This window comes from Streptomyces sp. NPDC087845 (assembly GCF_044742755.1).
In the GTDB taxonomy this organism is placed as follows: Bacteria; Actinomycetota; Actinomycetes; order Streptomycetales; family Streptomycetaceae; genus Streptomyces.
This window is the reverse complement of record NZ_JBIUVC010000004.1, coordinates 68,855-89,593: the sequence shown is the minus strand read 5'-3', so window position 1 is coordinate 89,593 and position 20,739 is coordinate 68,855. Positions and strand designations below refer to the sequence as shown.

Genomic DNA, 20,739 nt, shown 5'->3' with positions numbered 1-20,739 from the left:
GTCAGCCCGCCGAGGGCTTCGCGGGCGGCGCCACCTCGTCCATCGGCTCGGTGGTCACCAGCTCCGGCTTCGCACCGGCGCCCTTCCCCCTGAGCTTCGCGACGAACATCGGCTGCACCAGCGCGTGGTCCTCGGCACGGACCTGCTCCTTGCCCTTCACCCCGTCGAAGCTCCAGCCCTCCAGGGCCTTCACCATCGCGGCGGAGTCGGTGGCGCCGCCCTTCTCGACGGCGCGCACGACCATCTGCGCCGCCGTGAAGCCGTCGGGGGTGAACAGGTCCGGGGTGCCGCCGGCCTCGGTGACCGAGTCGAGCATGGACTTCTCCACGGCGTTGCCGCCGCCCGCGCCGGGGAAGTAGTGCGCCAGGAACGACACCTTGGAACCGGCGTTCCCGAAGACCGGGTACGAGGCCGTCCCGGCGAGTCCCGTGACGACCTTGCCCGCCCCCAGCACGCCCTGCTGGTCCAGCGCGGTCCACAGCGCCGGTGCGGTGGAGCCGGCCCAGGCGACGAAGACGAGATCGGGCCCGCCCGCCTTGACCTGCCGGGCGAACGGGGTCAGGTCCGTGGCGCCGGGCGGAGCCAGTACGGAGCCCACCTTCGCCCCCTTGGCCCCGAGCACGGTCTTCACGGCGGCGACATTGGCCTGGCCGAAGGTGGAGTCCTGGGCCAGCACCGTGACCTTCTTGCCCTCGCCCTCGCCGAGCATCGCCCCGGCGGTGAGGATGTCCTGGTAGGACTGCCGGCCCGAGCGGAAGGTGTAGTCGTTGATCCCGGTCACGGCGTCGGTGGCGGCCGGTCCGCTGATGTACAGCACCTTGTTCTGGGCGGCGAGCGGCGCCATCTGGAGGGCCACCCCGGAATCGGTGGTGCCGGCCAGCACCTGGTAGCCCTTGCCGATCAGGTTCTTGGCCGCGGAGACCGCCTTGCCGGGGTCGCCCGCGTCGTCCTGCTCGGTGACCTCGATGCGGTGCCCGGCGACCTTGCCGGTGCCCTTCGTCGCATAGTCCAGGCCCGCCATGAACCCGTCGCGGTACTGCTTCCCGTAGTCCGCGAGCAGTCCGGTGCGGGAGTAGACCAGGCCCACCTTCACGGTCCGGTCCTTCGCGTCCTTCCCGGACGCGGAACCGGTTTCGCCCGCCTTCCCGGCGGCGGTGCACCCGGCCAGCAGGAGGCCGGCCGAGGCGAGCGCGACGGCGGCGGAGAGGGATCTGGGGGGACGGGCGGTGCCTGTGGCTCTGCGACGCATGGTGACCGGCTCCTCGGCGTGTACCTGTGATGTCGCCGAACCGTATGAACACCGTGCCGCCGTCGACATGGTGCAGGGCACCCCACCTGGCGCGGTGCGCATGTGGGGCCCGCACATGGGTCGAGGGCGCGGGCCGTCCCCGGGCCGAAGCGGCGGGCCGCGCCCGGGGAACCGGTGGGTACGGTCCCCGGGCGCGGCCTAGTAGTCACGCCTCGGCGCCGCGAGCGGTGGCCCGTCAGACGAAGGCGATCACCTGGGCCGTCGCCACGAGCACGCCGAGGGCGGCGAACGCGATGCCGACGATGCCCATCACCATGCCCGCGGTCGTCTGACCGCGGCCGCCGCCCTCGCCCCGGTCGGCCATCCGCCGGGCCGAGACGCCGAGGCGCAGCGCGATGATGGGCAGGACGATGGGGATCAGCACCGGCCCGAGGATGCCGAGCACCATCGAGGCCGTCGCCTTGCCGCTGGGCAGCGGGGCGCCGTACCCGTAGCCGGCCGGGGGCTGTACGCCGTATCCCGGTCCGCCCGGGGCCCGCGTCCCCGTCGCGCCGCTCGAACCGCCTGACTGGTCAGCCATGGTGAGGAGAGGTTTGTGGTGCTTTCGGGCGGGGCGGTGAGGGGCAGGTGAGGAAAGGACCCCGATCCGCTACGGGGTGTCCCGGGGCGCCGTCACGTCGATCAGCCGGCACACCGTCTCGATGTCTATCTTCACCTGGGCGATCGACGCCCGCCCCGACAGCCAGGTGATCAGCGCCGAGTGCCAGGTGTGCTCGATGACCCGGACCGCGGACCGCTGCTCCGGCGTCGGATGTTCCAGGCCCATCGCGTCCAGGATGATCGCCGTCGTGATCCGCGAGACCGTGTCCACCTCCGGGCTGACGCTGCGGTCCGCGAAGGTCAGCGCCCGCACCATGGCGTCCGCCAGATGCGGTTCGCGCTGGAGTGCGCGGAACGCCCGCATCAGGGTGTCGGCGACCCGCTGCGCCGCGTCGTCCCCGGCCGGGGGACGCTTGTGCAGCGTCGTGTGCAGGTGCTGGAGCTGGTCCTGCATGGTGGCGACCAGGAGATGGATCTTGGACGGGAAATAGCGGTACAGCGTGCCCAGGGCGACCTCGGCGGCCTCCGCTACCTCGCGCATCTGGACCGCCTCGAATCCGCCCCGGCAGGCGAGCTGGGCGCTGGCGTGCAGGATACGGCGGCGACGGGCCTCCTGGCGTTCCGTCAGGGGCGGCGATGCCGGCTTGGCTTCCGCTGTCATGTGTCCCCATCCATGGCTTCTGTCCGCAACCGGAGGGAGGCGCTCGGTCTCCCGGCGGCGCACAGCATGCCAGGGCGCCCGGTCGTGGCGCGAATCACCCGGTCCGGCCGTTGCACCGACGCTACCTGCCGGTAGATTCGTAGCTCATTGAACGATCCAGTCTGAAACTTGTTCTAGATTAGCGTGAGCGGTTACGCTCCGGCGAACACGCAGTGAGAAGGGGGCCGAGTGTGACCGCTGAGGCCGTAGAGACGGGCCCCCGCGCGGGCAGCGACGCGTCGGGCACCCCCGGCGAGCGTCCGTTGCGCATCGCACTCCTCACCTACAAGGGGAATCCTTTCTGCGGCGGCCAGGGCGTCTACGTACGCCACCTCGGCCGCGAGCTCGCCCGTCTCGGCCACAGCGTCGAGGTGATCGGCGCCCAGCCCTACCCGGTGCTCGACGAGGGCGTCCCGCTCACCGAGCTGCCGAGCCTGGACCTCTACCGCCAGCCCGACCCGTTCCGCACCCCGAAGCGCGGCGAGTACCGGGACTGGATCGACGCCGCCGAGGTCGCCACCATGTGGACCGGCGGCTTCCCGGAACCGCTCACTTTCAGCCTCCGCGCCCGCCGCCATCTCGCCGCCCGCCGGGGCGAGTTCGACGTCATCCACGACAACCAGACGCTCGGCTACGGGCTGTTGGCGGACCTCGGTGCCCCACTCGTCACCACGATCCACCACCCCATCACGGTCGACCGGCAGTTGGACCTGGACGCCGCCGGGACCCGGCGCCGACGGGCCTCCGTACGCCGCTGGTACGCCTTCACCCGCATGCAGAAGCGGGTCGCGCGCAGACTGCCCTCCGTGCTCACCGTCTCCGGCTCCTCCAAGCAGGAGATCGTCGACCAGCTCGGGGTGCCCCAAGGCCGCATCCACGTCGTGCACATCGGCGCCGACACCGACCTCTGGTCGCCCGATCCCTCGGTCGCCGAGGTGCCCGGAAGGATCGTCACCACCTCCAGCGCCGACGTCCCGCTCAAGGGCCTCGTCCACCTCGTCGAGGCGCTTGCCGAACTCCGCGCCGAGAACCCGCGGGCGCACCTGGTGGTCGTCGGCAAGCGGGCCGAGGACGGACCGGTCGCGCAGGCCATCGAGCGGCACGGGCTCCAGGACGCCGTCGAGTTCGTCAAGGGCATCAGCGACGCCGAACTCGTCGACCTGGTGCGCGGCGCCCAGATCGCCTGCGTCCCCTCGCTGTACGAAGGGTTCTCGCTGCCCGCCGCCGAGGCCATGGCCACCGGCACGCCCCTCGTCGCCACCACGGGCGGCGCGATCCCCGAGGTCGCGGGCCCGGACGGCGAGACCTGCCTGGCCGTTCCGCCCGGCGACGCCGGGGCGCTGGCCGGCGCGCTCGCCCGGCTGCTCGGCGACCCGGAACTGCGCGCCCGGCTCGGCGCGGCGGGCCGCGCCCGGGTGCTGTCCCGGTTCACCTGGAAGCAGGCCGCCCTCGGCACCGCCGCCCTCTACCGCGAGGCGATCGCCGCCCGCGCGGCCACCACGCGTCCCGGCGGGCGACGGTGACCCCGCAGTCCGCCCCCGCCCACTGATCCCCCTCGACCGCGAAAGCAGGCCTCCGTGCTGACCGTGGATTTCACCCGCTTCCCGCTCGCCGCAGGTGACCGAGTGCTCGACCTGGGCTGCGGCGCCGGACGCCACGCCTTCGAGTGCTACCGGCGCGGCGCCCAGGTCGTGGCCCTCGACCGCAACGCCGAGGAGATCCGCGAGGTCGCGAAGTGGTTCGCCGCGATGAAGGAGGCGGGCGAGGCCCCCGAGGGCGCCACCGCCACCGCGATGGAGGGCGACGCGCTCAACCTGCCGTTCCCCGACGAGTCCTTCGACGTCGTGATCATCTCCGAGGTGATGGAGCACATCCCCGACGACAAGGGCGTGCTCGCCGAGATGGTCCGGGTCCTCAGGCCCGGCGGCCGGATCGCGATCACCGTGCCCCGCTACGGCCCCGAGAAGGTCTGCTGGACGCTCTCCGACGCCTACCACGAGGTCGAGGGCGGCCACATCCGCATCTACAAGGCCGATGAGCTGCTCGGCAAGATCCGCGGTGCCGGTCTCAAGCCGTACGGCACCCATCACGCCCACGCCCTGCACGCGCCGTACTGGTGGCTCAAGTGCGCGTTCGGGGTGGACAACGACAAAGCGCTGCCGGTTCGCGCGTACCACAAGCTGCTGGTCTGGGACATCATGAAGAAGCCGAGGGCGACCCGGGTGGCCGAGCAGCTGCTCAACCCGGTCGTGGGCAAGAGCTTCGTGGCGTACGCGACCAAGCCGCACCTGCCCGTGGCCGCCGCCGAGGACCTCTCCAGGGCCGAGGCGTGACCACTCCCGAGCAGACCGAACACCTCGTACTGCCCGGAGTCCTCACCGCCGAGCAGGCCGCCGAGACCGTCGCCGCCCTCCTCGCTGCGCAGTGCGAGGACGGTGCGCTGCCCTGGTTCCGCGGCCACCACCTCGACCCGTGGGACCACACCGAGGCCGCCATGGCCCTCGACGCGGCGGGCGAGCACGCCGCGGCGGAACGCGCGTACGACTGGCTGGCCCGGCATCAGAACGAGGACGGCTCCTGGTACGCCGCGTACCACGACGGTGACCCGGAACGGCCCACCGACCGCGGTCTGGAGACCAACTTCTGCGCGTACGTGGCCGTCGGCGTCTGGCACCACTACCTCGCCACCGGCGACGACGCGTTCGTCGACCGGATGTGGCCGACCGTCTTCGCAGCCGTCGAATTCGTGCTGCGGCTCCAGCAGCCCGGCGGGCAGATCGGCTGGAAGCGCGAAGCCGACGGAACCCCGGTCGACGACGCCCTGCTGACCGGCTGCTCCTCCATCCACCAGGCGCTGCGCTGCGCACTCGCCCTCGCCGAACGGCGCGAGGAGCCGCAGCCCGACTGGGAGTTGGCGACCGGCGCACTGGCCCACGCGATCCGCAGCCACCCGGAGCGATTCCTCGACAAGAGCCGCTACTCGATGGACTGGTACTACCCGGTCCTCGGCGGCGCGCTCACCGGAGCGGCCGCCAAGGAGCGCGTCGAGGAGGGCTGGGACCGCTTCGTGGTCCCCGGCCTCGGGGTGCGCTGCGTCCTGCCCAACCCGTGGGTGACCGGCGGCGAGAGCTGCGAACTCGCCCTGGCGCTCTGGGTGATGGGCGAGTCCGACCGGGCGCTGGAGATCCTCCAGTCCGTCCAGCATCTGCGCGCCGAGGGCGGCATGTACTGGACGGGGTACGTCTTCGAGGGCAACCGGGCGTTCTGGCCGGAGGAACTCACCACCTGGACCGCCGGTTCCCTGCTGCTCGCGGTGGCCGCGCTCGGCGGCGACGAGGCGACCACGGCCGTCTTCAGCGGCGAGTACCTGCCGCGCGGGCTGGAACCGGACTGCTGCGACTGAGGGCCGCCGGGGCCTCTTCCCGGCGGGCGGAACCCGGACGGCGGCCCCGAGTGGCGGACCGCCCGGGGCCGGGCGAGCCTTGCGGGGCGTGGCGAATTCCGCCACTCACCGCAGAGGTCGCCGTGAGGTGCCCGGCCAGGGAGGCCCGCTGTGCCCAGTTCCGCCGTGAACGGTTCCGTGCCGCTCCGCCGTCCGCTCGTCCCGCTGCTGCTGTCCTGCGCCGTGCTCGTGGGCGCGACCGCGTGCGGCGGCGGTGGCAAGAACAGCGCGAGCAGCTCCGCGTCCCCGAGCGGCACGGCCTCGGCGCAGGCGCAGAAACTCGCCAAGACGCGGTTCGTCGCCAACGCGGGGCTCGCGGCCGGGGCGACGTATCAGTGGATCGTGAAGCCGTACCGCGCGGGTACGTTCAAGAAGGGCGCGGACGGGCGGAAGTTCGCCCTGGTCAAGGCCGGTCTCGCGGGTGGCTTCGCCTACAACCGGCTGAAGGCCGCCGCCGTCAATGCCAAGGGCGACCCGCTGCTCTCGAAGGCGGTCGCGCCGCTGACGGCGGGCATCGAATCGCTCAAGGGGCTCGGCACCAAGCTGCGCAACGGCCAGGCGGGCGAAGGCGACGTCGGCGCCTTCGAGGGCGTGATCAACAGCGTCAAGGACGCGGGCAAGAGTGCGGGCGCCGAGGTGAAGGACAAGGTGCCCACCACCTCGCAACTCGGCGGATAATCGATGCGGTCCCGGCCCTTGATCGAACTAGGGTACGTGCCATGAGCGTACTCTCACACGACCTCTACTGTGACGAAATCATCGGCCGTACCGACGCGTTGAGGGCGGCGATCAACGGCGCCGACCTCGGCGCGACCGTCCCGACCTGCCCCGACTGGACCCTGCGCGATCTCGCCGTCCACGTCGGTGGAGCGCACCGCTGGGTGAGCGAGATCGTACGCACCCGGGCCACCGAAATGGTCCCGCTCCAACAGGTGGCGGAGTCCAGGCCCGAGGGCGACGACCCCGCCGTGCTCGACGCCTGGCTGGCGGACGGGGCGGCGGAGACCGCCGGGCTCCTGCGCGCGGCCGGCCCCGACGAGAAGGTGTGGTCCTGGGGATGGGAGCGCAGCACCGGCTTCTGGTCCCGCCGCATGGCGCACGAGACGATCGTCCACCAGGCCGACGCGGCGCTCACCGCGGGGGCCGGGTACGAGGTGGCTCCGGAGCTGGCCGCGGACACCATCGAGGAGTGGCTGGAGATCATCGCCTTCGTGCGGTCCACCGGCGACAAGAGGGCCGCCGGGCTGACCGGCGCCGGGCGCTCGATCCATCTGCACGCCACGGACGTACCGGATGCCGAGTGGCTGATCGAGTTCGGCGCGGACGGCTTCGGCTGGCGGCACGCCCACGAGAAGGCGACGGTGTCCCTGCGGGGCCCGCTCACCGACGTCATGCTGGTCTTCAACCGGCGCCTTGCGGCGGACAGCGACCGCGTCGAGGTGCTGGGGGACGCGGAGCTGCTGGACTTCTGGCTGGAGCGCACCACCTTCGGCTGAGCGCGTACCGGCCGCCGCCGCCCGCCGGGCGCTCCGCGTCCGCTGTGCGGGCGGGGCGGTGCTGAGCCAAGCTGGAGAGGAGAGCCCGTTGTGTCCGGCGGCCCCGGTGGAGGTGCCGATGGAGCCCGTCCGCGCCCTGAGACGGATCGCCTTCCTGCTGGAACGCGGCAGGGCCGCGACCTACCGCGTCCAGGCGTTCCGCGCCGCCGCCGACACGGTGGCGGCGATGGCGGACGGCGAGGCCGCGCGGCGGGCGGCGGACGGCTCGCTGGAGACGGTCAGGGGCATCGGGCCGAAGACCGGGCAGGTGATCCGCGAGGCGGTGGCCGGGGAGGTGCCCGGCTACCTGGAGCGGCTGGAGGAGGAGGCCGCCGCCGCCCCGCTCCCCGAGGGCGGCGGCAGCCTCCTCGCGCTGCTGCGCGGCGACTGCCATCTGCACTCCGACTGGTCGGACGGCGGCAGCCCGATCGAGGAGATGGGCCGCACAGCGGCGGAGCTGGGCCATGAGTGGGCGGTCCTGACCGACCACTCGCCCCGGCTGACCGTGGCGAACGGGCTCTCCCCGGAGCGGCTGCGCCGCCAGCTGGACGCGATCGCCGGACTCAACAGGCAGTGGGCGCCGTTCCGGCTGCTCACCGGCATCGAGTGCGACATCCTCCCCGACGGCTCCCTCGACCAGGAGGAGGAGCTGCTGGAACAGCTGGACGTCGTGGTCGTCTCCGCGCACTCCGCACTGCGGATGGACCCCGCCCCCATGACCAGGCGCCTGCTCGCGGCCGTCCGCCATCCGCGGGCGAACGTCCTCGGGCACTGCACCGGGCGGCTGCTCACCGGCCGGGGCCGCCCGGAATCCCGGTTCGACGCGGACGAGGTCTTCGCCGCGTGTGCGGAGGCGGGCACGGCGGTGGAGATCAACAGCCGTCCCGAACGGCTCGACCCGCCCCGCCGGCTGCTGCGCCGCGCCGTCGGCGCGGGCACCCTGTTCGCCGTCGACAGCGACGCACACGCGCCGGGACAGCTGGACTGGCAGATCCACGGCTGCGCCCGCGCGGAGGAGTGCCGCGTCCCGGCGGAGCGCGTGGTCACCACCTGGCCGGCCGGCGAGCTGCTGGCCTGGTCGCGCGGGGGTACGACCCCGGAGCGGGTCCGTTCCGGGGCGGACGGGGCGGACGGGGCGGTCGGCGCAGCCCCGGGACGGGAGTGGTGAAGCCATGACGGCCACAAGCGTGCGAGGGATCGACCACATCGGGGTCACGGTCCCCGATCTGGAGACCGCGACCCTCTTCCTCGTCAGGGCGTTCGGCGCCGAGGTGCTGTACGACGGCCTGCGCCGCCATGACGGGCCGCGCGCAGGACCGGAGGTCGAGCGCCGGCTCGGTGTCCCGGCGGGTACCCAGCAGTTGGCGGTCCGGATGCTGGCCCTCCCCGGCGACGGACCGGGCATCGAGCTGTTCGAGTTCCAGGGGCCCCGCCGCGAACCCCCGGTGCGGCCCTGCGACTTCGGCTGGCAGCATGTGGCCCTCTACGCGGACGACCTGGACGCGGCCGTACGGAAATGTGTCGCCGCGGGCGCCTCGCTGCTCGCCGAGGCGCAGCCGCTGCCGGGTCCCGAAGCGGGGGAGCGCAACCGGTTCGCGTATCTGCGCACCCCGTGGGGCAGCACCCTGGAACTCCTGACGTACCCCGACCCCCAGCCCTGGGAGCACACCGCGACACGGCGGCGCGTCCGCCCCACCCCGGTCGCCACCGGAGCCTGGCCCACGGACCCGGCCCGGCCGGCGGCCTGAGGTCTGCCCCGCCGTCCCCGGCGCCCGCCGCGGATGACGGGACAGCCCTCAGTTGAGCTCCGCGAGCACCCGCAGGGTGTGCGGGTCCGGCGCCGTCACCAGCAGATCGGTCACCGGCCCCTTGCGCCACAACTCCAGCCGTTCCGCGATGCGCCGGCGCGGGCCGACGAGCGAGATCTCATCGGCGAACGCGTCCGGTACGGCCAGCACCGCCTCCTCCTTGCGCCCTTCGAGGAAGAGCCGCTGGATCCGCCGCGCCTCCTCCTCGAAACCCATCCGTGCCATCAGATCGGCGTGGAAGTTGCGGGCCGCGTGCCCCATGCCCCCGATGTAGAAGCCGAGCATCGCCTTCACCGGCAGCAGCCCCTCGGCCACATCGTCACAGACCCGCGCCCGGACCATCGGCGCGATCATGAATCCGTCGGGCAGACCGGTCAGCGACGCCTCGTACACATCGGTGCGCAGCGGCGACCAGTACAGCGGCAGCCAGCCGTCGGCGATCCGTGTCGTCTGCGCGATGTTCTTCGGCCCCTCCGCCCCGAGCAGCACGGGCAGCCGCGCCCGCAGCGGATGCGTGATCGGCTTCAGCGGCTTGCCCAGACCGGTGCCGTCCGGGCCGTCGTACGGGTGGGAGTGGAAGCGCCCGGCCAGTTCCACGGGGGCCTTGCGGCCGAGCACTTGGCGGATGACGTCGACGTACTCGCGGGTGGCGGTCAGCGGGCTCTTCGGGAACGGCCGCCCGTACCAGCCCTCCACCACCTGCGGCCCGGACAGCCCCAGGCCGAGCATCATCCGGCCGCCGGAGAGATGGTCGAGGGTGAGGGCGTGCATGGCGGTCGCGGTCGGGGTGCGCGCCGCCATCTGTGCGATGCCGGTGCCCAGCCGGATCCGGGAGGTGTGTGCGGCGATCCAGGTCAGCGGGGTGAACGCGTCGGAGCCCCAGGCCTCCGCCGTCCACACCGATGCGTATCCCAGTGCCTCCGCCTCCCGGGCGAGGTCCAGGTGGGCGGGGTCCGGGCCGCGGCCCCAGTAGCCGAGCGCGAGTCCGAGCCGCATTCCGCCGCCTCCCAGTATTCCTGACGGTGTGTCAGTTGTCTGACGCACGGACGGAGGGTACGACAGCGGCCCCCCGCCCGGAAGGGGCGGGGGGCCGCTGTTCGTCCTGCGGGGGCGTGGACTCAGCCGCGCTGGATGCCCGTGGTGTCCTGGAGCACCCCGCGACGGCCGTCCTGCGTCTGGGCGATGAGCGCGGCACCGCGCTGCTCCACCGCGAGGTACCAGGTGCCGGGCGCCAGTTCGGCGATCGGTGACGGCGAACCGTCCTCCCCGTACAGCGGGCGGGCCACCGGCACCGCGAACCAGAACGGTGTGAAGTCACCGGTCGCCGCACCGGCCGCCGGGGCCGGCTGGGCCTTCTGCGGCTCGGGCTGACCGGGCTGCGGCTGACCGGCCTGCGGCTGCGCGCCGTACGGCTGCTGCTGACCCGGCTGCGCGCCGTACGGCTGCTGCTGGGCGCCGGGGTAGCCGTATCCCTGGCCGGGCTGCGGCTGACCGCCGTACGGCGGCTGCACGGCCTGCGGACGCGGGGAGCCCATCAGCGGTGCCTTGAGCGCGGGGACCAGCGGGGTGGCGATCGCGCCGCCCGCGAGCACGATGGACCCGAGCAGGCCGAGGATCATTCCGGCGCCGGCGTTGCTGGCGTCGATGGTCGTCCAGAATGCCGTCCACAGCGCGAAGACGCAGAAGGCGGCACCGAATTGACCGAGGTCGAGCCCGACGACCTTGCGGTTCGGCATGGCACGGCCCACAACGACCAGCGCCGCACCGATGATTCCGGCCAGGAAGACGCTCATGAGGATCCCGAGGGCGTCCCAGGCGTTCGGGGCGTTGTAGCTGGAGCAGTTGAGGCCCGCAGGGCAGTCGAAGCCGGAGAGGTCGAGGAAAGAGGCGATGAACAGCACCACCGCTGCTCCGATCACCACGCCGTCGCCTCGAGTGAGGGAGCGGATATTCACGTGAAGGTCCTTAGTCGGTCGTCTCGTCGGGGCGGTCGTCGCTGCCGCCTGTACGGGTACGGCGGGCACGGCGCGAAGCTCGGGGGCGGCTCCATCGTACGGATGAATCTATCGTCTGCCCGGCCGGGTTGTGCCCCTGCCCGGAGCTCGGACGCACTTCCCCCCAATTTCGCCTCAGAACTACCTCTTGCTACCCCTTCAGGTAGCTGCTGATGCCCTCGGCAATGCCCTGCGCCGCCTTCTGACGCCATCCCGCGCTGGTGAGCAGGGCGGCATCCTTCGGATCACGCATATTGCCGCATTCGATGAAGACTTTGGGCACGGTCGACAAATTCAGTCCGCCCAGATCCTTGCGGATGTCCAACCCGCTATTGCCGCCGACGTAATTGGAAGGCGCACTTCCGGTATCGCGGACGAAGAGGCCGGCGATCCGGGTGCCGAGATCGCGCGACGGCTCGACGATCTTCGAGGTGTCCGCCGCCCCGCCCCGCACCAGTCCGGGAAGGATCACGTGGAAGCCGCGGTTGCCGACCGCGGAACCGTCCGCGTGCACCGAGACCACGGCGTCCGCCCCGGCTTCGTTGCCGATCCGGGCGCGCTCGTCGACACAGGGCCCGTACGGGCGGTCGTTGTCGTATGTCAGCACGACGTTCGCGCCCTGCGCGCGCAGGAGCGTGCGCAGCCGGTGCGACACGTCGAGGGTGAACCGGGCTTCCGCGTAACCGGAGTCGGTCGATGTCCCGGTGGTGTCGCACTCCTTGTGCGTGGTGCCGATGTCCACCTGGCGGTTGATCTCGCGGGTGTGCAGATGGTTGCCGGGGTTGTGTCCGGGGTCGATGACGACGGTCTTCCCGGACAGCGGTCCGGTGGCCCGGCCGCCCGTGGACTTCGAGGGCTTCGCGGACGGGGCGGTGGAGGCGGAGGTCTTCTCCGGGGCCGGGGCGCTCTTCGACGGCGGGGCCGACGACGGCGCGGCGGTGGTACCGCCGCCGCCCGGCACGGGCCGGGCCTGCGCCCCGCCGCCGTCTTCGCCCGCGCCGCAGCCCGCGGCGGTCAGGGACACGGCGGCGAGCACGGCGGCGGCGAGCAGGGGCCGGCGGCGCGGTGTGGGGGGAACGCTCTCGTCGTACGGCACCCCGCGATGCTATCGGGGCCCTTCGGCCGACCGGCCCGGATGCCTCGCACCTGCGCCCCGTGCCCGAACCCGGCCCGCTCGGAGCCCCGTTCCGGTACGCCTCGGTACTCGCTCGGATGCCCGTTCCGGTACGGGGCAGCACCTGCCCGGATGCCTGGTCCGGTACGCGGCAGCACCTGCTCGGAGTCCCGTTCCGGTACGCCTCGGTACTCGCTCAGATGCCCGTTCCGGTGCGCCGCAGCACCCGCAGCGAATCCGTCACCGAGACCTCGGCGAACGCGCCGGAGGCCAGCGCCCGCAGATACACGCGGTACGGGGCCTGGCCGCCGTGCGCCGGATCAGGGAACACGTCGTGGATCACCAGCAGCCCGCCCTCGGCGACATGCGGGGCCCAGCCCTCGTAGTCGCCGTTCGCATGCTCGTCGGTGTGGCCGCCGTCGATGAAGACGAGTCCGAGCCTTCCGCCCCACACGGCCGCGACCTGCGGAGACCGTCCGACCAGTGCCACGACGTGGTCTTCGAGACCGGCCGCGTGCAGGGTCCTGCGGAACGTCGGCAGCGTGTCCATCCGGCCGACCTCCGGGTCCACGACGGTCGGGTCGTGGTACTCCCAGCCGGGCTGCTGCTCCTCGCTGCCGCGGTGGTGGTCGACGGTGAGGGCCGTCACACCGGCCGCTCGGGCGATGTCGGCGAGCAGGACGGTGGAGCGCCCGCAGTAGGTGCCGACTTCGAGGATCGGCAGCCCGAGAGCCGCGGCCTCGGCGGCGGCCCGGTACAGCGCCAGTCCTTCGACCACCGGCATGAAGCCCTTGGCGGCCTGGAAGGCGGCGAGAATCTCGGGCGACGGCTCGGCGACGGACTCGGCGGGCACGGGTTCCTCCTGGTGGGACGGTTCTGCGGGGTGCGCGTTCGACGGCGCCCCATCGTGCCGTACGCCCCCGCCGAAGACATCGGCGGGGGCGTACGCGGGGTGAGCCCGGGTCGGGGCGCCACCTGGCGGGGCTCTGATGTGGAGGTCAGCAGCTCTGCCAGAGTCGGGTCATGACGCGGACGCCGAAGCGCAGGCCCTCCAGCGGGACGCGCTCGTCCACGCCGTGGAACAGCCGGCCGTAGTCCAGGTCGTGCGGGAGCTTGAGGCCCTTGAAGCCGAAGCAGCGGATGCCGAGGTGGGTGAAGGCCTTGGCGTCGGTGCCGCCGGGGTTGCAGTACGGGACCGGGTGGCCGTCCGGGTCCTCGGCGCGCACGGCCTCGCACATGGCGTCGACCAGCGGGCCGTCGAACGTCGTCTCCAGCGCGATGTCGTGGTTGACCCACTCGCGGGTGACGGAGGGGAGGAGGAGTTCGTCGATCGTGTCGATCAGCTCCTGCTCGTGGCCGGGGAGAAAGCGGCCGTCCACGCGGGCGGTCGCCTTTCCGGGGATGACGTTGGTCTGGTAGCCCGCGTCGAACATGGTGGGGTTCGCGGAGTTGCGGAGCACCACCTGCATGAAGTCGGAGACCGGGCCGAGCCTGGCGAGGCTGCCCTCGATGTCGTTCTCGTCGAACTCGACCCCGTAGAGGCGGGCGGCTTCTTCGAGCAGGGCGCGGACCGGTGCGATCAGGCGGACCGGGAAGGTCGCGCGGCCGATGCGGGTCAGCGACTCGGCGAGGTCGGTGACCGCGTTCTCGTCGTTGGGGGACGAGCCGTGGCCGGCCCGGCCGGTGGCGGTGAGCTCCATCCAGGCCATGCCGCGCTGGGCGTTCTCGATCGGGTAGAGGCGACGGGTGTCGTCGATGGCGAAGGAGAAGCCGCCGCCCTCGCCGATGGCCTCGGTGACCCCGGAGAAGAGCTCCGGGCGGTGCTCGACCAGCCAGTGGGCGCCGAACTTCCCGCCCGCCTCCTCGTCGGCGAGGAAGGCGAGGACCAGATCGCGCGAGGGCCTGGTGCCGGTACGGGCGAAGTGGCGGGCGGTGGCCAGCATGACGGCCACCGTGTCCTTCATGTCGATCGCGCCGCGGCCCCAGAGGTAGCCGTCGCGGATCTCGCCGGAGAACGGCGGGACCTGCCACTCGGAGGCGTCGGCGGGGACCACGTCCAGATGGCCGTGGACGAGGAGGGCGCCGCGCTCCGGGTCGCCGCCCGCGATCCGGGCGATGACGTTGGCGCGGCCCGGGGCGGACTCGACCAGCTCGGATTCGATGCCCACCTCGGCGAGGCGGCCCACCACCCAGTCGGCGCTCGCGCGCTCGTTGCTGGTGGGGTTGGAGGTGTCGAACCTGATCAGTTCGGCGCAGAGTCCGACGACCTCGTCCTGGGCCTCGTCGGAGGCCGGGACGAACGAGGCGGTGGGGTCGGGGATGGTCATGCTGCTCCCGCAGAGGTTGTCGCACGGGCGGCGGGGGCGGTGTCGTCCTCGTCGTCCAGGGTGGAGGTGCCGTACGGCTTCACCCAGCCCAGCAGGCCGAGAACGCTGTACAGGACGAAGGCGGTGGCCAGCGAGTTCAGGGCCGGGATGCCGCCGTCGTAGAACTTGCCGACGCAGAACGCCGCGATCCAGATGGCGATGGACATCGGCACCCAGGTCGGCGAGGACTTCGGCAGGGTCTGCGACTCCCGGGTTTCGTCCAGCGGCTTGCGCATCTTCTTCACGACCCAGTACTCGGCCACGATGATCCCGCCGATCGGCGGGATCGCCACACCGAGGACGGAGAGGAACTCGGTGAAGTGGGTCATGATCCCGACCGCGGACAGGGCCGTGCCCGCGATGCCGAGGACGATCGTGACTGCGCCGCGGTGCAGCCGCTTGCCGAAGACGACCTGGAAGAAGTTGACGACGCCGAGCGAGGAGCCGTACAGGTTCCAGTCGTTGATCTTGGCGGTGGACATCAGGACCACGATGACGCCGAAGGCGCCGGAGGTGGAGAGCACGATGTGCGAGACCTCGTTGCTCTTGACCAGGTGGCCCAGGAGCACACCGGTCATGCCGACGATGTACTCGGAGAGGATCATCGAGGAGGCGCTCTGCAGGAAGACGTGCGAGCCCTTCCTGTTGTACCGGGTCATCTCCGGGGCCACGATCGCACCGGTCATGAAGCCGCCCGCGATGGCGGTGGCGGCGACGGCCAGCGGAATCGTCTGGCCGGGCGGCGGCGAGTGGATCAGGTCGCTGATCGAGTGGTCCTTCAGCGTCGAGACGATCGACCAGGCGACCATCGCGAAGAAGAGCGGTGTGACGATCTTGGCGAAGACGGCCATGTACTTGAAGCCGAAGATCACCAGGGCGGTGATGGCGATGCCGGCCAGCACGCACCACATCCAGGACGGGCCGCCGACCAGCGCCGAGACGCTGTTGCCGAAGATCGTGTTCTGGACGCCGAACCAGCCGACCAGGCTGACCGCGATGACGAAGCTGACCAGCGCCGAGCCGTTGCGTCCGAAGCCGACCCAGCGGGTCAGCATCGGGGTCGCCAGACCCTCGCGCATCCCGGCCAGACCGATCGCGAAGATCACGACCTCCAGGATCACCGCGCCGAGCGTGAAGGCGAGGAAGGCGTCCCCGAAGGTCATGCCGACACCGATGGTGGCGCCGAGGGTGAACTGCGAGATCGAGCCGGACTGGGCCAGCCACTGGAGCAGCATGGACCAGAAACCGAAGCGCTTGTCACGCGGGACGCGGGAGAGCGCGTAGTCGTCGCTGCCGATGCTTCTGGCCTCGGGGGCCACGGCCTCGGCCTGCGGGGCGGCTGCCATCAGGACTCCTGGGGTGTACGGCCGAAGGTCTGCAGGTGAGCCAGCGACCCGTAGCGGTTGACGAGGTTGTCGAACTCCACCGCGTCGTGGAAGTCCAGGTGGCCGCCGCCGTAGGCCTTGGCGACCTCCACGGCGTAGCGGGCGGCGGACGCGATGTCCGTCTCGTGGCTCGCGCCCGTACCGCAGCCCGGCACCGCGGCGGCCGAGGTGATGGCCAGACCGACGACCGGGGCGGCCGTCGCGGTGGAGGGCTGCAGGATCGAATTGATGTGGTGTGCACCATTACCGTACGGGGTGATGTCCTGTGTGGTCACCGGGTACGTGACCAACGGCTCACCGGTCACCACGGCCAGCAGCTCGCCGAGCTGCTCGCCGACCCGGAGCACCCAGCCCTCCTTGACGGTGGGCGACAGGGCGAGGCCCTTGTGGTTGATGATCCGGTTGCCCTTGGTGGTGTCGATGGAGAGCACGGCCTCCATCTCGCCGGTCACCTCGTGGCGGTTCATGGTGGCGATGTCCACGGGCGAGCCCATGAACGGCACCGGGTCGTGCGGCTCGGTCGGCGCGTCCGGGCAGATGTGGGTGGCAACGATCACATCGCCGGGCAGCACATCGCCGCGGCGGCGCATGTCGAGCAGTTTCGCGGCGGTGGCGAGGGCGGAGACCGCGCCGTCGGCGTCGGAGACCATGCCGGTCACCTCGGGCCGGGCGCCGATGCCGCCGAGCCGGCCGACCACGCCCAGCGTGCGGGCGCTGCCTCCCGACGTACGCCCTCGGGCGCCCGGGATGCGGACCGTCACGAAGTCCGTCGAGCCCCGCTCGCCGGTGACCGTGGTGACCTGTGCCGACGAACCCTCGGCCCCGCTCACGGAGTCGAGGTACTCGGCGACCGTCTTGCCATTGACCTGGGGATCGTCCAGCAGCTCGACGATGTCCAGTACGTACTTCAACATGGGGGGCCTTTCTCGCTCATCCGGGCACCCGGGCCGAGGCGCTCGACGGGGGAAGCGCGGGGCGGGGTGCTGAGGCAACATTCGGGATCGGATAGCGTTGAACGCAACTGTTTCCCGTTATTTGCAATTCAGGTCTGAATGGTGAGATGACGATGGCCGACTTCGATCTGGACCGGCGCACCCCCGCCGGGGCGCTGCAAACCGTCGACCGGGCGCTCCTCGTGCTGCTCGCCTTCGAGCGGACCCGGCCCGACTGGGGCGTCACCGAGGTCGCCGAGGAGTTCGGCTGGGACACCTCGGTGGCCCAGCGGCTGCTCGCCACCCTCGCCGGGCGCGGCTTCCTGGTCTCCGACCCGGCCACCCGCCGCTACCGCATCGGCCCCGCGGTGCTGCGCCTGGGCAGGCTCTGGGAGCGTTCCGGATCGCTGGAGCTGCTGGCCGGGCCGGTGCTGGAGGAGCTGTGCCGGGTCACCGGCGACACCGTCCTGTTCTGCCTGCCGGACAGCTTCCACATGCGGTGCGTCGCCGCGGAGGAGGGGGAGGCCGGGCCGCTGCGCTACTACCCGCTCGTCGGTGAGCTCTACCCGGCGCACGCCGGGGCGACCAGCAAGTCGTACTACGCGTATCTGCCCGACGAGCAGCGCCACCGGCTCTTCCGGGGCCGCCCGATGGCCCGCTTCACCGACCGGACGGTCACCGACCCGGACCGGCTGGAGGAGGAGTTCCTCAGAGTCCGTGCCCAGGGGTACGCCTGGACGGTCGGCGAGTACGACACCGGTATCGCGACCGTCGCCGTACCGGTCTTCCTCGGGCGCGAACCGTACGGGAGCCTCAGCCTCGGCGGTGCCGAGGAACTCTTCCGCGGGGCTCCGCAGGACCGGCTCGACGCCCTGCGCCACGCGGCCCAGCTGCTGGAGCGGCGGCTCACCCAGCCGCCGCAGCGCCCGAAGCCCCGCGCCCGCCGCCCCCGCACCACCTGATGATCCAGAACATGACCAAGAGGAACCCCGTGAATCTGCTGCTGCTCTCCAACTCCACCCAGTACGGCCGCGGTTACCTGGAACACGCCCTCGACACCGTCACCGCGTTCCTGCCCTCCGGTGCCCGGCTGGCCTTCGTGCCGTACGCGCTCGCCGACTACACCGCGTACACCGCACGCGTCCGCGACGCCCTCGCGCCGTCCGGCATCACCGTCCGCGGGGTCCACGAGAACGCCGACCCCGTTGCCGAACTCGCCGCGTCCGACGCGGTGTTCATCGGCGGCGGCAACTCCTTCCGGCTGCTGAGCGCCCTGTACCGGACCGGTCTGCGGGACGCCGTGACCGAAGCGGTGCGGGGCGGGCTGCCGTACATGGGCGCCAGCGCCGGTACGAACATGGCGGCCCCCACCCTCCGCACCACCAACGACATGCCCATCGTGCAGCCGCCGTCCTTCGAGACGCTCGGCCTCGTCCCGTTCCAGATCAACCCGCACTACCTGGACCCGGACCCGGAGAGCACCCACAAGGGCGAGACCCGCGAGGAGCGGCTCACCGAGTTCCTGGAGGAGAACGACGTGCCGGTGCTCGGCCTGCGCGAAGGGTCGTGGCTGCGGGTCTCCGGGCGCCAGGCCCGGGTGCAGGGCGCCCACCCCGCCCGGCTGTTCACCCGCGGCGCGCAGCCGCAGGAGCTTCCGGCCGGGTCGGACGTCTCTCATCTGCTCACGACGGCACCGCGGTTCGACGCTCCGGTGCACTGACCGCGAGCTCCAGATCGGCGTCGACCGGCAGCCCGTTGCCGGGGTAGGCCGCCGGGTAGGCGCGCGGCGCGTATCCGGCGGCCGATCCGGCCAGCACGTACGTGCCGCCGGCCGGGGCGGCCAGCATGTAGTGGCCGTCCTCGTCCGCCACGGCGAGACCGGCCTGCCGGCCCCGGTGGTCGATCAGCGTGACATTGGCGCGGGCCACCGGCGCGCCGTCCGCGTCCCGTACCCGGCCGCGGAATCCGCCCGAACCGGCGACCGGGCGGGACGCGGGGCGTGCGGGGGCCGCCGCGTCGTCGCTGCTCGCCAGGAGGGCCGGGCGCAGCGCGTCGCGCTGCGACGGCAGGAACGCGGCCAGCACCAGCCCGGCCAGCACCGCGCCCGTCGCGATCCCGAAGGAGATGCGGAACCCCTCCATCGAGGGCAGCGGCACCCCGCCCGTCCGCACCGAGGTGTTGGCCAGCACCATGCCGATCACGGCGCTCGACACCGACGTCCCGATCGACCGCATCAGGGTGTTCAGCCCGTTGGCCGCACCCGTCTCGGACGGATCGACGGCCCCGATGATCAGCGCGGGCAGTGAGGAGTACGCGAGTCCGATGCCGGCCCCGAGCACCACCGCGATGATCACGGTCTGCCAGGCGGCGCTCATCAGCCCGAGCCCCGCCCCGTAGCCGATCGCGATGATCAGCAGGCCGAGCATCAGCGACACCTTGGGGCCCCGGCGGGCGGACAGCCGGGCGTACACCGGGGCGACGAGCATCATCGTCAGACCGAGCGGCGCCACGCACAGCCCCGCGACCACCATCGACCGGCCGAGCCCGTACCCCGTCGACGCCGGCAGCTGGAGCAGCTGCGGCAGGACCAGTGAGACGGCGTAGAACGCGACCCCGACCATGATCGAGGCGAGGTTGGTGAGCAGTACCTCGCGCCGGGCCGTGGTCCGCAGATCGACCAGCGGCGCCGGGCTGCGCAGCTCGAAGAGGCCCCACAGGACGAGGATCACCAGGGCGGCGGCGATCAGACCGAGCGTGGCACCCGAGGTCCAGCCCCAGTCACTGCCCTTGGTGACGGGCAGCAGCAGGCAGACCAGGCCGAGCGAGAGCCCGAGCGCGCCGACGAGGTCGAACCGCCCGGGGGCGCGCAGCGTGGTCTCGGGCACGACGAGGACGGTGAGCACCATCGACAGCACGCCGAGAGCGGCCGCGCCGAAGAACAGGGTGTGCCAGTCGAAGTGCTGGGCGACCAGCGCGGCGGCGGGCAGGGCGAGTCCGCCGCCCACCCCGATCGAGGAACTCATCAGGGCCATCGCCGAACCGAGCTTCTCGCGCGGCAGCTCGTCGCGCATGATGCCGATGCCCAGCGGGATGGCACCCATGGCGAAGCCCTGGAGCGCGCGTCCCGCGATCATGACCACGAGATCGTCGGTGAAGGCGCATATCAGTGAACCGATCACCATCACGGCGAGACTGGCGAGCAGCATCTTCCGCTTGCCGTAGAGATCACCGAGCCGCCCCATGATGGGTGTCGCGACGGCCCCCGCCAGCAGGGTCGCGGTCATCACCCAGGTGGCGTTGGACGGATCGGTGCGGAGAAGGGCGGGCAGATCCTTGATGACGGGTACGAGCAGGGTCTGCATCACCGCGACGGTGATACCCGCGAAGGCGAGCACGGGGACGGTGCCGCCGCCCGCCCTGCGCGGCCGCGGATCGGGGAGTCCCCCGGCGTGCTGTCCGTTCGTCGTCTGTGGCATGCGGGTGGCCTCCGGGCGGCGTGATCGAGGATCTGACGGGGCGTGCGGGTGAGGTGGCGGGCAGCATCGGCCGCCAAGTGTGTGCAGCGTGAAACCTTCCTCATGCCCCCGGTATTCCGGTGAACGGGGTAGGAACGG

20 protein-coding genes are annotated in these 20,739 nt (G+C 72.0%); 9 read left to right on the top strand and 11 right to left on the bottom strand.

Annotation, left to right across the window (positions count from 1 at the left end; genetic code table 11):
- Nucleotide 1: 1 nt before the first annotated feature.
- The 3 genes from ACIOMQ_RS12390 to ACIOMQ_RS12380 all read right to left on the bottom strand — a co-directional run bounded on the left by ACIOMQ_RS12390 (nucleotide 2) and on the right by ACIOMQ_RS12380 (nucleotide 2,510).
- Nucleotides 2-1,249: a substrate-binding domain-containing protein gene (locus tag ACIOMQ_RS12390; protein WP_401753342.1), complete on the bottom strand. Its 1,248-nt coding sequence runs from the start codon at nucleotides 1,247-1,249 to the stop codon at nucleotides 2-4.
- Nucleotides 1,250-1,484: 235 nt separating this feature from the next.
- A complete protein-coding gene (locus ACIOMQ_RS12385; protein WP_401263867.1) occupies nucleotides 1,485-1,829 on the bottom strand; it encodes a DUF4190 domain-containing protein in 345 nt (114 codons plus the stop codon).
- Between the two features lie 69 nt (nucleotides 1,830-1,898).
- Complete coding sequence (locus tag ACIOMQ_RS12380; RefSeq protein ID WP_362194751.1) at nucleotides 1,899-2,510, bottom strand: TetR family transcriptional regulator; 612 nt, start codon at nucleotides 2,508-2,510, stop codon at nucleotides 1,899-1,901.
- A gap of 230 nt (nucleotides 2,511-2,740) precedes the next feature.
- Between ACIOMQ_RS12380 and ACIOMQ_RS12375 the strand changes: the two genes are divergently transcribed.
- The 7 genes from ACIOMQ_RS12375 (at nucleotide 2,741) to ACIOMQ_RS12345 (ending at nucleotide 9,274) form a co-directional block, all read left to right on the top strand.
- Nucleotides 2,741-4,072, top strand: a complete 1,332-nt coding sequence (locus tag ACIOMQ_RS12375) for a glycosyltransferase family 4 protein (protein ID WP_401937618.1) — start codon at nucleotides 2,741-2,743, stop codon at nucleotides 4,070-4,072.
- Between the two features lie 54 nt (nucleotides 4,073-4,126).
- Nucleotides 4,127-4,882, top strand: a complete 756-nt coding sequence (locus ACIOMQ_RS12370; RefSeq protein ID WP_362194758.1) for a class I SAM-dependent methyltransferase — start codon at nucleotides 4,127-4,129, stop codon at nucleotides 4,880-4,882.
- A complete protein-coding gene (locus tag ACIOMQ_RS12365; protein ID WP_401986226.1) occupies nucleotides 4,879-5,952 on the top strand; it encodes a prenyltransferase in 1,074 nt (357 codons plus the stop codon). Before ACIOMQ_RS12370 ends, ACIOMQ_RS12365 begins: the two co-directional genes overlap by 4 nt.
- A 165-nt stretch (nucleotides 5,953-6,117) precedes the next feature.
- Entirely contained in the window at nucleotides 6,118-6,669 is a 552-nt protein-coding gene (locus ACIOMQ_RS12360) for a hypothetical protein (protein ID WP_362194945.1), read from the top strand.
- Nucleotides 6,670-6,710: 41 nt separating this feature from the next.
- Nucleotides 6,711-7,487, top strand: a complete 777-nt coding sequence (locus tag ACIOMQ_RS12355) for a maleylpyruvate isomerase family mycothiol-dependent enzyme (RefSeq protein WP_401263862.1) — start codon at nucleotides 6,711-6,713, stop codon at nucleotides 7,485-7,487.
- Nucleotides 7,488-7,605: 118 nt separating this feature from the next.
- Entirely contained in the window at nucleotides 7,606-8,694 is a 1,089-nt protein-coding gene (locus ACIOMQ_RS12350; RefSeq protein WP_362194767.1) for a PHP domain-containing protein, read from the top strand.
- Nucleotides 8,695-8,698: 4 nt separating this feature from the next.
- Complete coding sequence (locus ACIOMQ_RS12345) at nucleotides 8,699-9,274, top strand: VOC family protein (RefSeq protein ID WP_362194770.1); 576 nt, start codon at nucleotides 8,699-8,701, stop codon at nucleotides 9,272-9,274.
- Nucleotides 9,275-9,322: 48 nt separating this feature from the next.
- On the opposite strand, the gene ACIOMQ_RS12340 is transcribed toward ACIOMQ_RS12345, so the two are convergent.
- From ACIOMQ_RS12340 to ACIOMQ_RS12310, 7 genes are all read right to left on the bottom strand, one after another.
- Nucleotides 9,323-10,330, bottom strand: coding sequence for an LLM class F420-dependent oxidoreductase (locus tag ACIOMQ_RS12340; RefSeq protein WP_401986400.1), 1,008 nt, complete (start codon nucleotides 10,328-10,330; stop codon nucleotides 9,323-9,325).
- 122 nt (nucleotides 10,331-10,452) lie between these two features.
- Nucleotides 10,453-11,289: a hypothetical protein gene (locus tag ACIOMQ_RS12335; protein ID WP_362194773.1), complete on the bottom strand. Its 837-nt coding sequence runs from the start codon at nucleotides 11,287-11,289 to the stop codon at nucleotides 10,453-10,455.
- 190 nt (nucleotides 11,290-11,479) lie between these two features.
- Nucleotides 11,480-12,424, bottom strand: coding sequence for an N-acetylmuramoyl-L-alanine amidase (locus ACIOMQ_RS12330; protein WP_362194776.1), 945 nt, complete (start codon nucleotides 12,422-12,424; stop codon nucleotides 11,480-11,482).
- 214 nt (nucleotides 12,425-12,638) lie between these two features.
- Nucleotides 12,639-13,295 carry a class I SAM-dependent methyltransferase gene (locus tag ACIOMQ_RS12325; RefSeq protein ID WP_401263859.1) on the bottom strand — a complete coding sequence of 219 codons (657 nt, stop codon included), beginning with the start codon at nucleotides 13,293-13,295 and terminating at the stop codon, nucleotides 12,639-12,641.
- 145 nt (nucleotides 13,296-13,440) lie between these two features.
- Nucleotides 13,441-14,769, bottom strand: a complete 1,329-nt coding sequence (locus ACIOMQ_RS12320; RefSeq protein ID WP_362194779.1) for a M20/M25/M40 family metallo-hydrolase — start codon at nucleotides 14,767-14,769, stop codon at nucleotides 13,441-13,443.
- Nucleotides 14,766-16,154: a cytosine permease gene (locus ACIOMQ_RS12315; RefSeq protein WP_362194782.1), complete on the bottom strand. Its 1,389-nt coding sequence runs from the start codon at nucleotides 16,152-16,154 to the stop codon at nucleotides 14,766-14,768. Before ACIOMQ_RS12315 ends, ACIOMQ_RS12320 begins: the two co-directional genes overlap by 4 nt.
- On the bottom strand, nucleotides 16,154-17,107 hold the full coding sequence (locus tag ACIOMQ_RS12310; RefSeq protein ID WP_401753353.1) for a DUF1177 domain-containing protein: 954 nt from the start codon (nucleotides 17,105-17,107) through the stop codon (nucleotides 16,154-16,156). Before ACIOMQ_RS12310 ends, ACIOMQ_RS12315 begins: the two co-directional genes overlap by 1 nt.
- 152 nt (nucleotides 17,108-17,259) lie before the next feature.
- Here ACIOMQ_RS12310 and ACIOMQ_RS12305 point away from each other — a divergent pair, with 152 nt between their 5' ends.
- Nucleotides 17,260-18,087, top strand: coding sequence for an IclR family transcriptional regulator (locus ACIOMQ_RS12305; RefSeq protein ID WP_362194788.1), 828 nt, complete (start codon nucleotides 17,260-17,262; stop codon nucleotides 18,085-18,087).
- Nucleotides 18,088-18,116: 29 nt separating this feature from the next.
- A complete protein-coding gene (pepE, locus tag ACIOMQ_RS12300) occupies nucleotides 18,117-18,845 on the top strand; it encodes a dipeptidase PepE (RefSeq protein WP_362194954.1) in 729 nt (242 codons plus the stop codon).
- Here pepE and ACIOMQ_RS12295 read toward each other — a convergent pair.
- A complete protein-coding gene (locus tag ACIOMQ_RS12295; RefSeq protein WP_402188900.1) occupies nucleotides 18,808-20,601 on the bottom strand; it encodes an MFS transporter in 1,794 nt (597 codons plus the stop codon). The two genes, pepE and ACIOMQ_RS12295, sit on opposite strands and share 38 nt — an antisense overlap.
- Between the last annotated feature and the right edge of the window lie 138 nt (nucleotides 20,602-20,739).

Bases quoted from the DNA above. Each gene is read 5' to 3' on its own strand.
- ACIOMQ_RS12320 (WP_362194779.1), bottom strand. From the start codon at position 14,769: ATGACCATCCCCGACCCCACCGCCTCGTTCGTCCCGGCCTCCGACGAG.
- ACIOMQ_RS12345 (WP_362194770.1), top strand. From the start codon at position 8,699: ATGACGGCCACAAGCGTGCGAGGGATCGACCACATCGGGGTCACGGTC.
- ACIOMQ_RS12355 (WP_401263862.1), top strand. From the start codon at position 6,711: ATGAGCGTACTCTCACACGACCTCTACTGTGACGAAATCATCGGCCGT.
- ACIOMQ_RS12385 (WP_401263867.1), bottom strand. From the start codon at position 1,829: ATGGCTGACCAGTCAGGCGGTTCGAGCGGCGCGACGGGGACGCGGGCC.
- ACIOMQ_RS12390 (WP_401753342.1), bottom strand. From the start codon at position 1,249: ATGCGTCGCAGAGCCACAGGCACCGCCCGTCCCCCCAGATCCCTCTCC.
- ACIOMQ_RS12340 (WP_401986400.1), bottom strand. From the start codon at position 10,330: ATGCGGCTCGGACTCGCGCTCGGCTACTGGGGCCGCGGCCCGGACCCC.
- ACIOMQ_RS12310 (WP_401753353.1), bottom strand. From the start codon at position 17,107: ATGTTGAAGTACGTACTGGACATCGTCGAGCTGCTGGACGATCCCCAG.
- ACIOMQ_RS12295 (WP_402188900.1), bottom strand. From the start codon at position 20,601: ATGCCACAGACGACGAACGGACAGCACGCCGGGGGACTCCCCGATCCG.
- ACIOMQ_RS12305 (WP_362194788.1), top strand. From the start codon at position 17,260: ATGGCCGACTTCGATCTGGACCGGCGCACCCCCGCCGGGGCGCTGCAA.
- ACIOMQ_RS12380 (WP_362194751.1), bottom strand. From the start codon at position 2,510: ATGACAGCGGAAGCCAAGCCGGCATCGCCGCCCCTGACGGAACGCCAG.
- ACIOMQ_RS12350 (WP_362194767.1), top strand. From the start codon at position 7,606: ATGGAGCCCGTCCGCGCCCTGAGACGGATCGCCTTCCTGCTGGAACGC.
- ACIOMQ_RS12315 (WP_362194782.1), bottom strand. From the start codon at position 16,154: ATGGCAGCCGCCCCGCAGGCCGAGGCCGTGGCCCCCGAGGCCAGAAGC.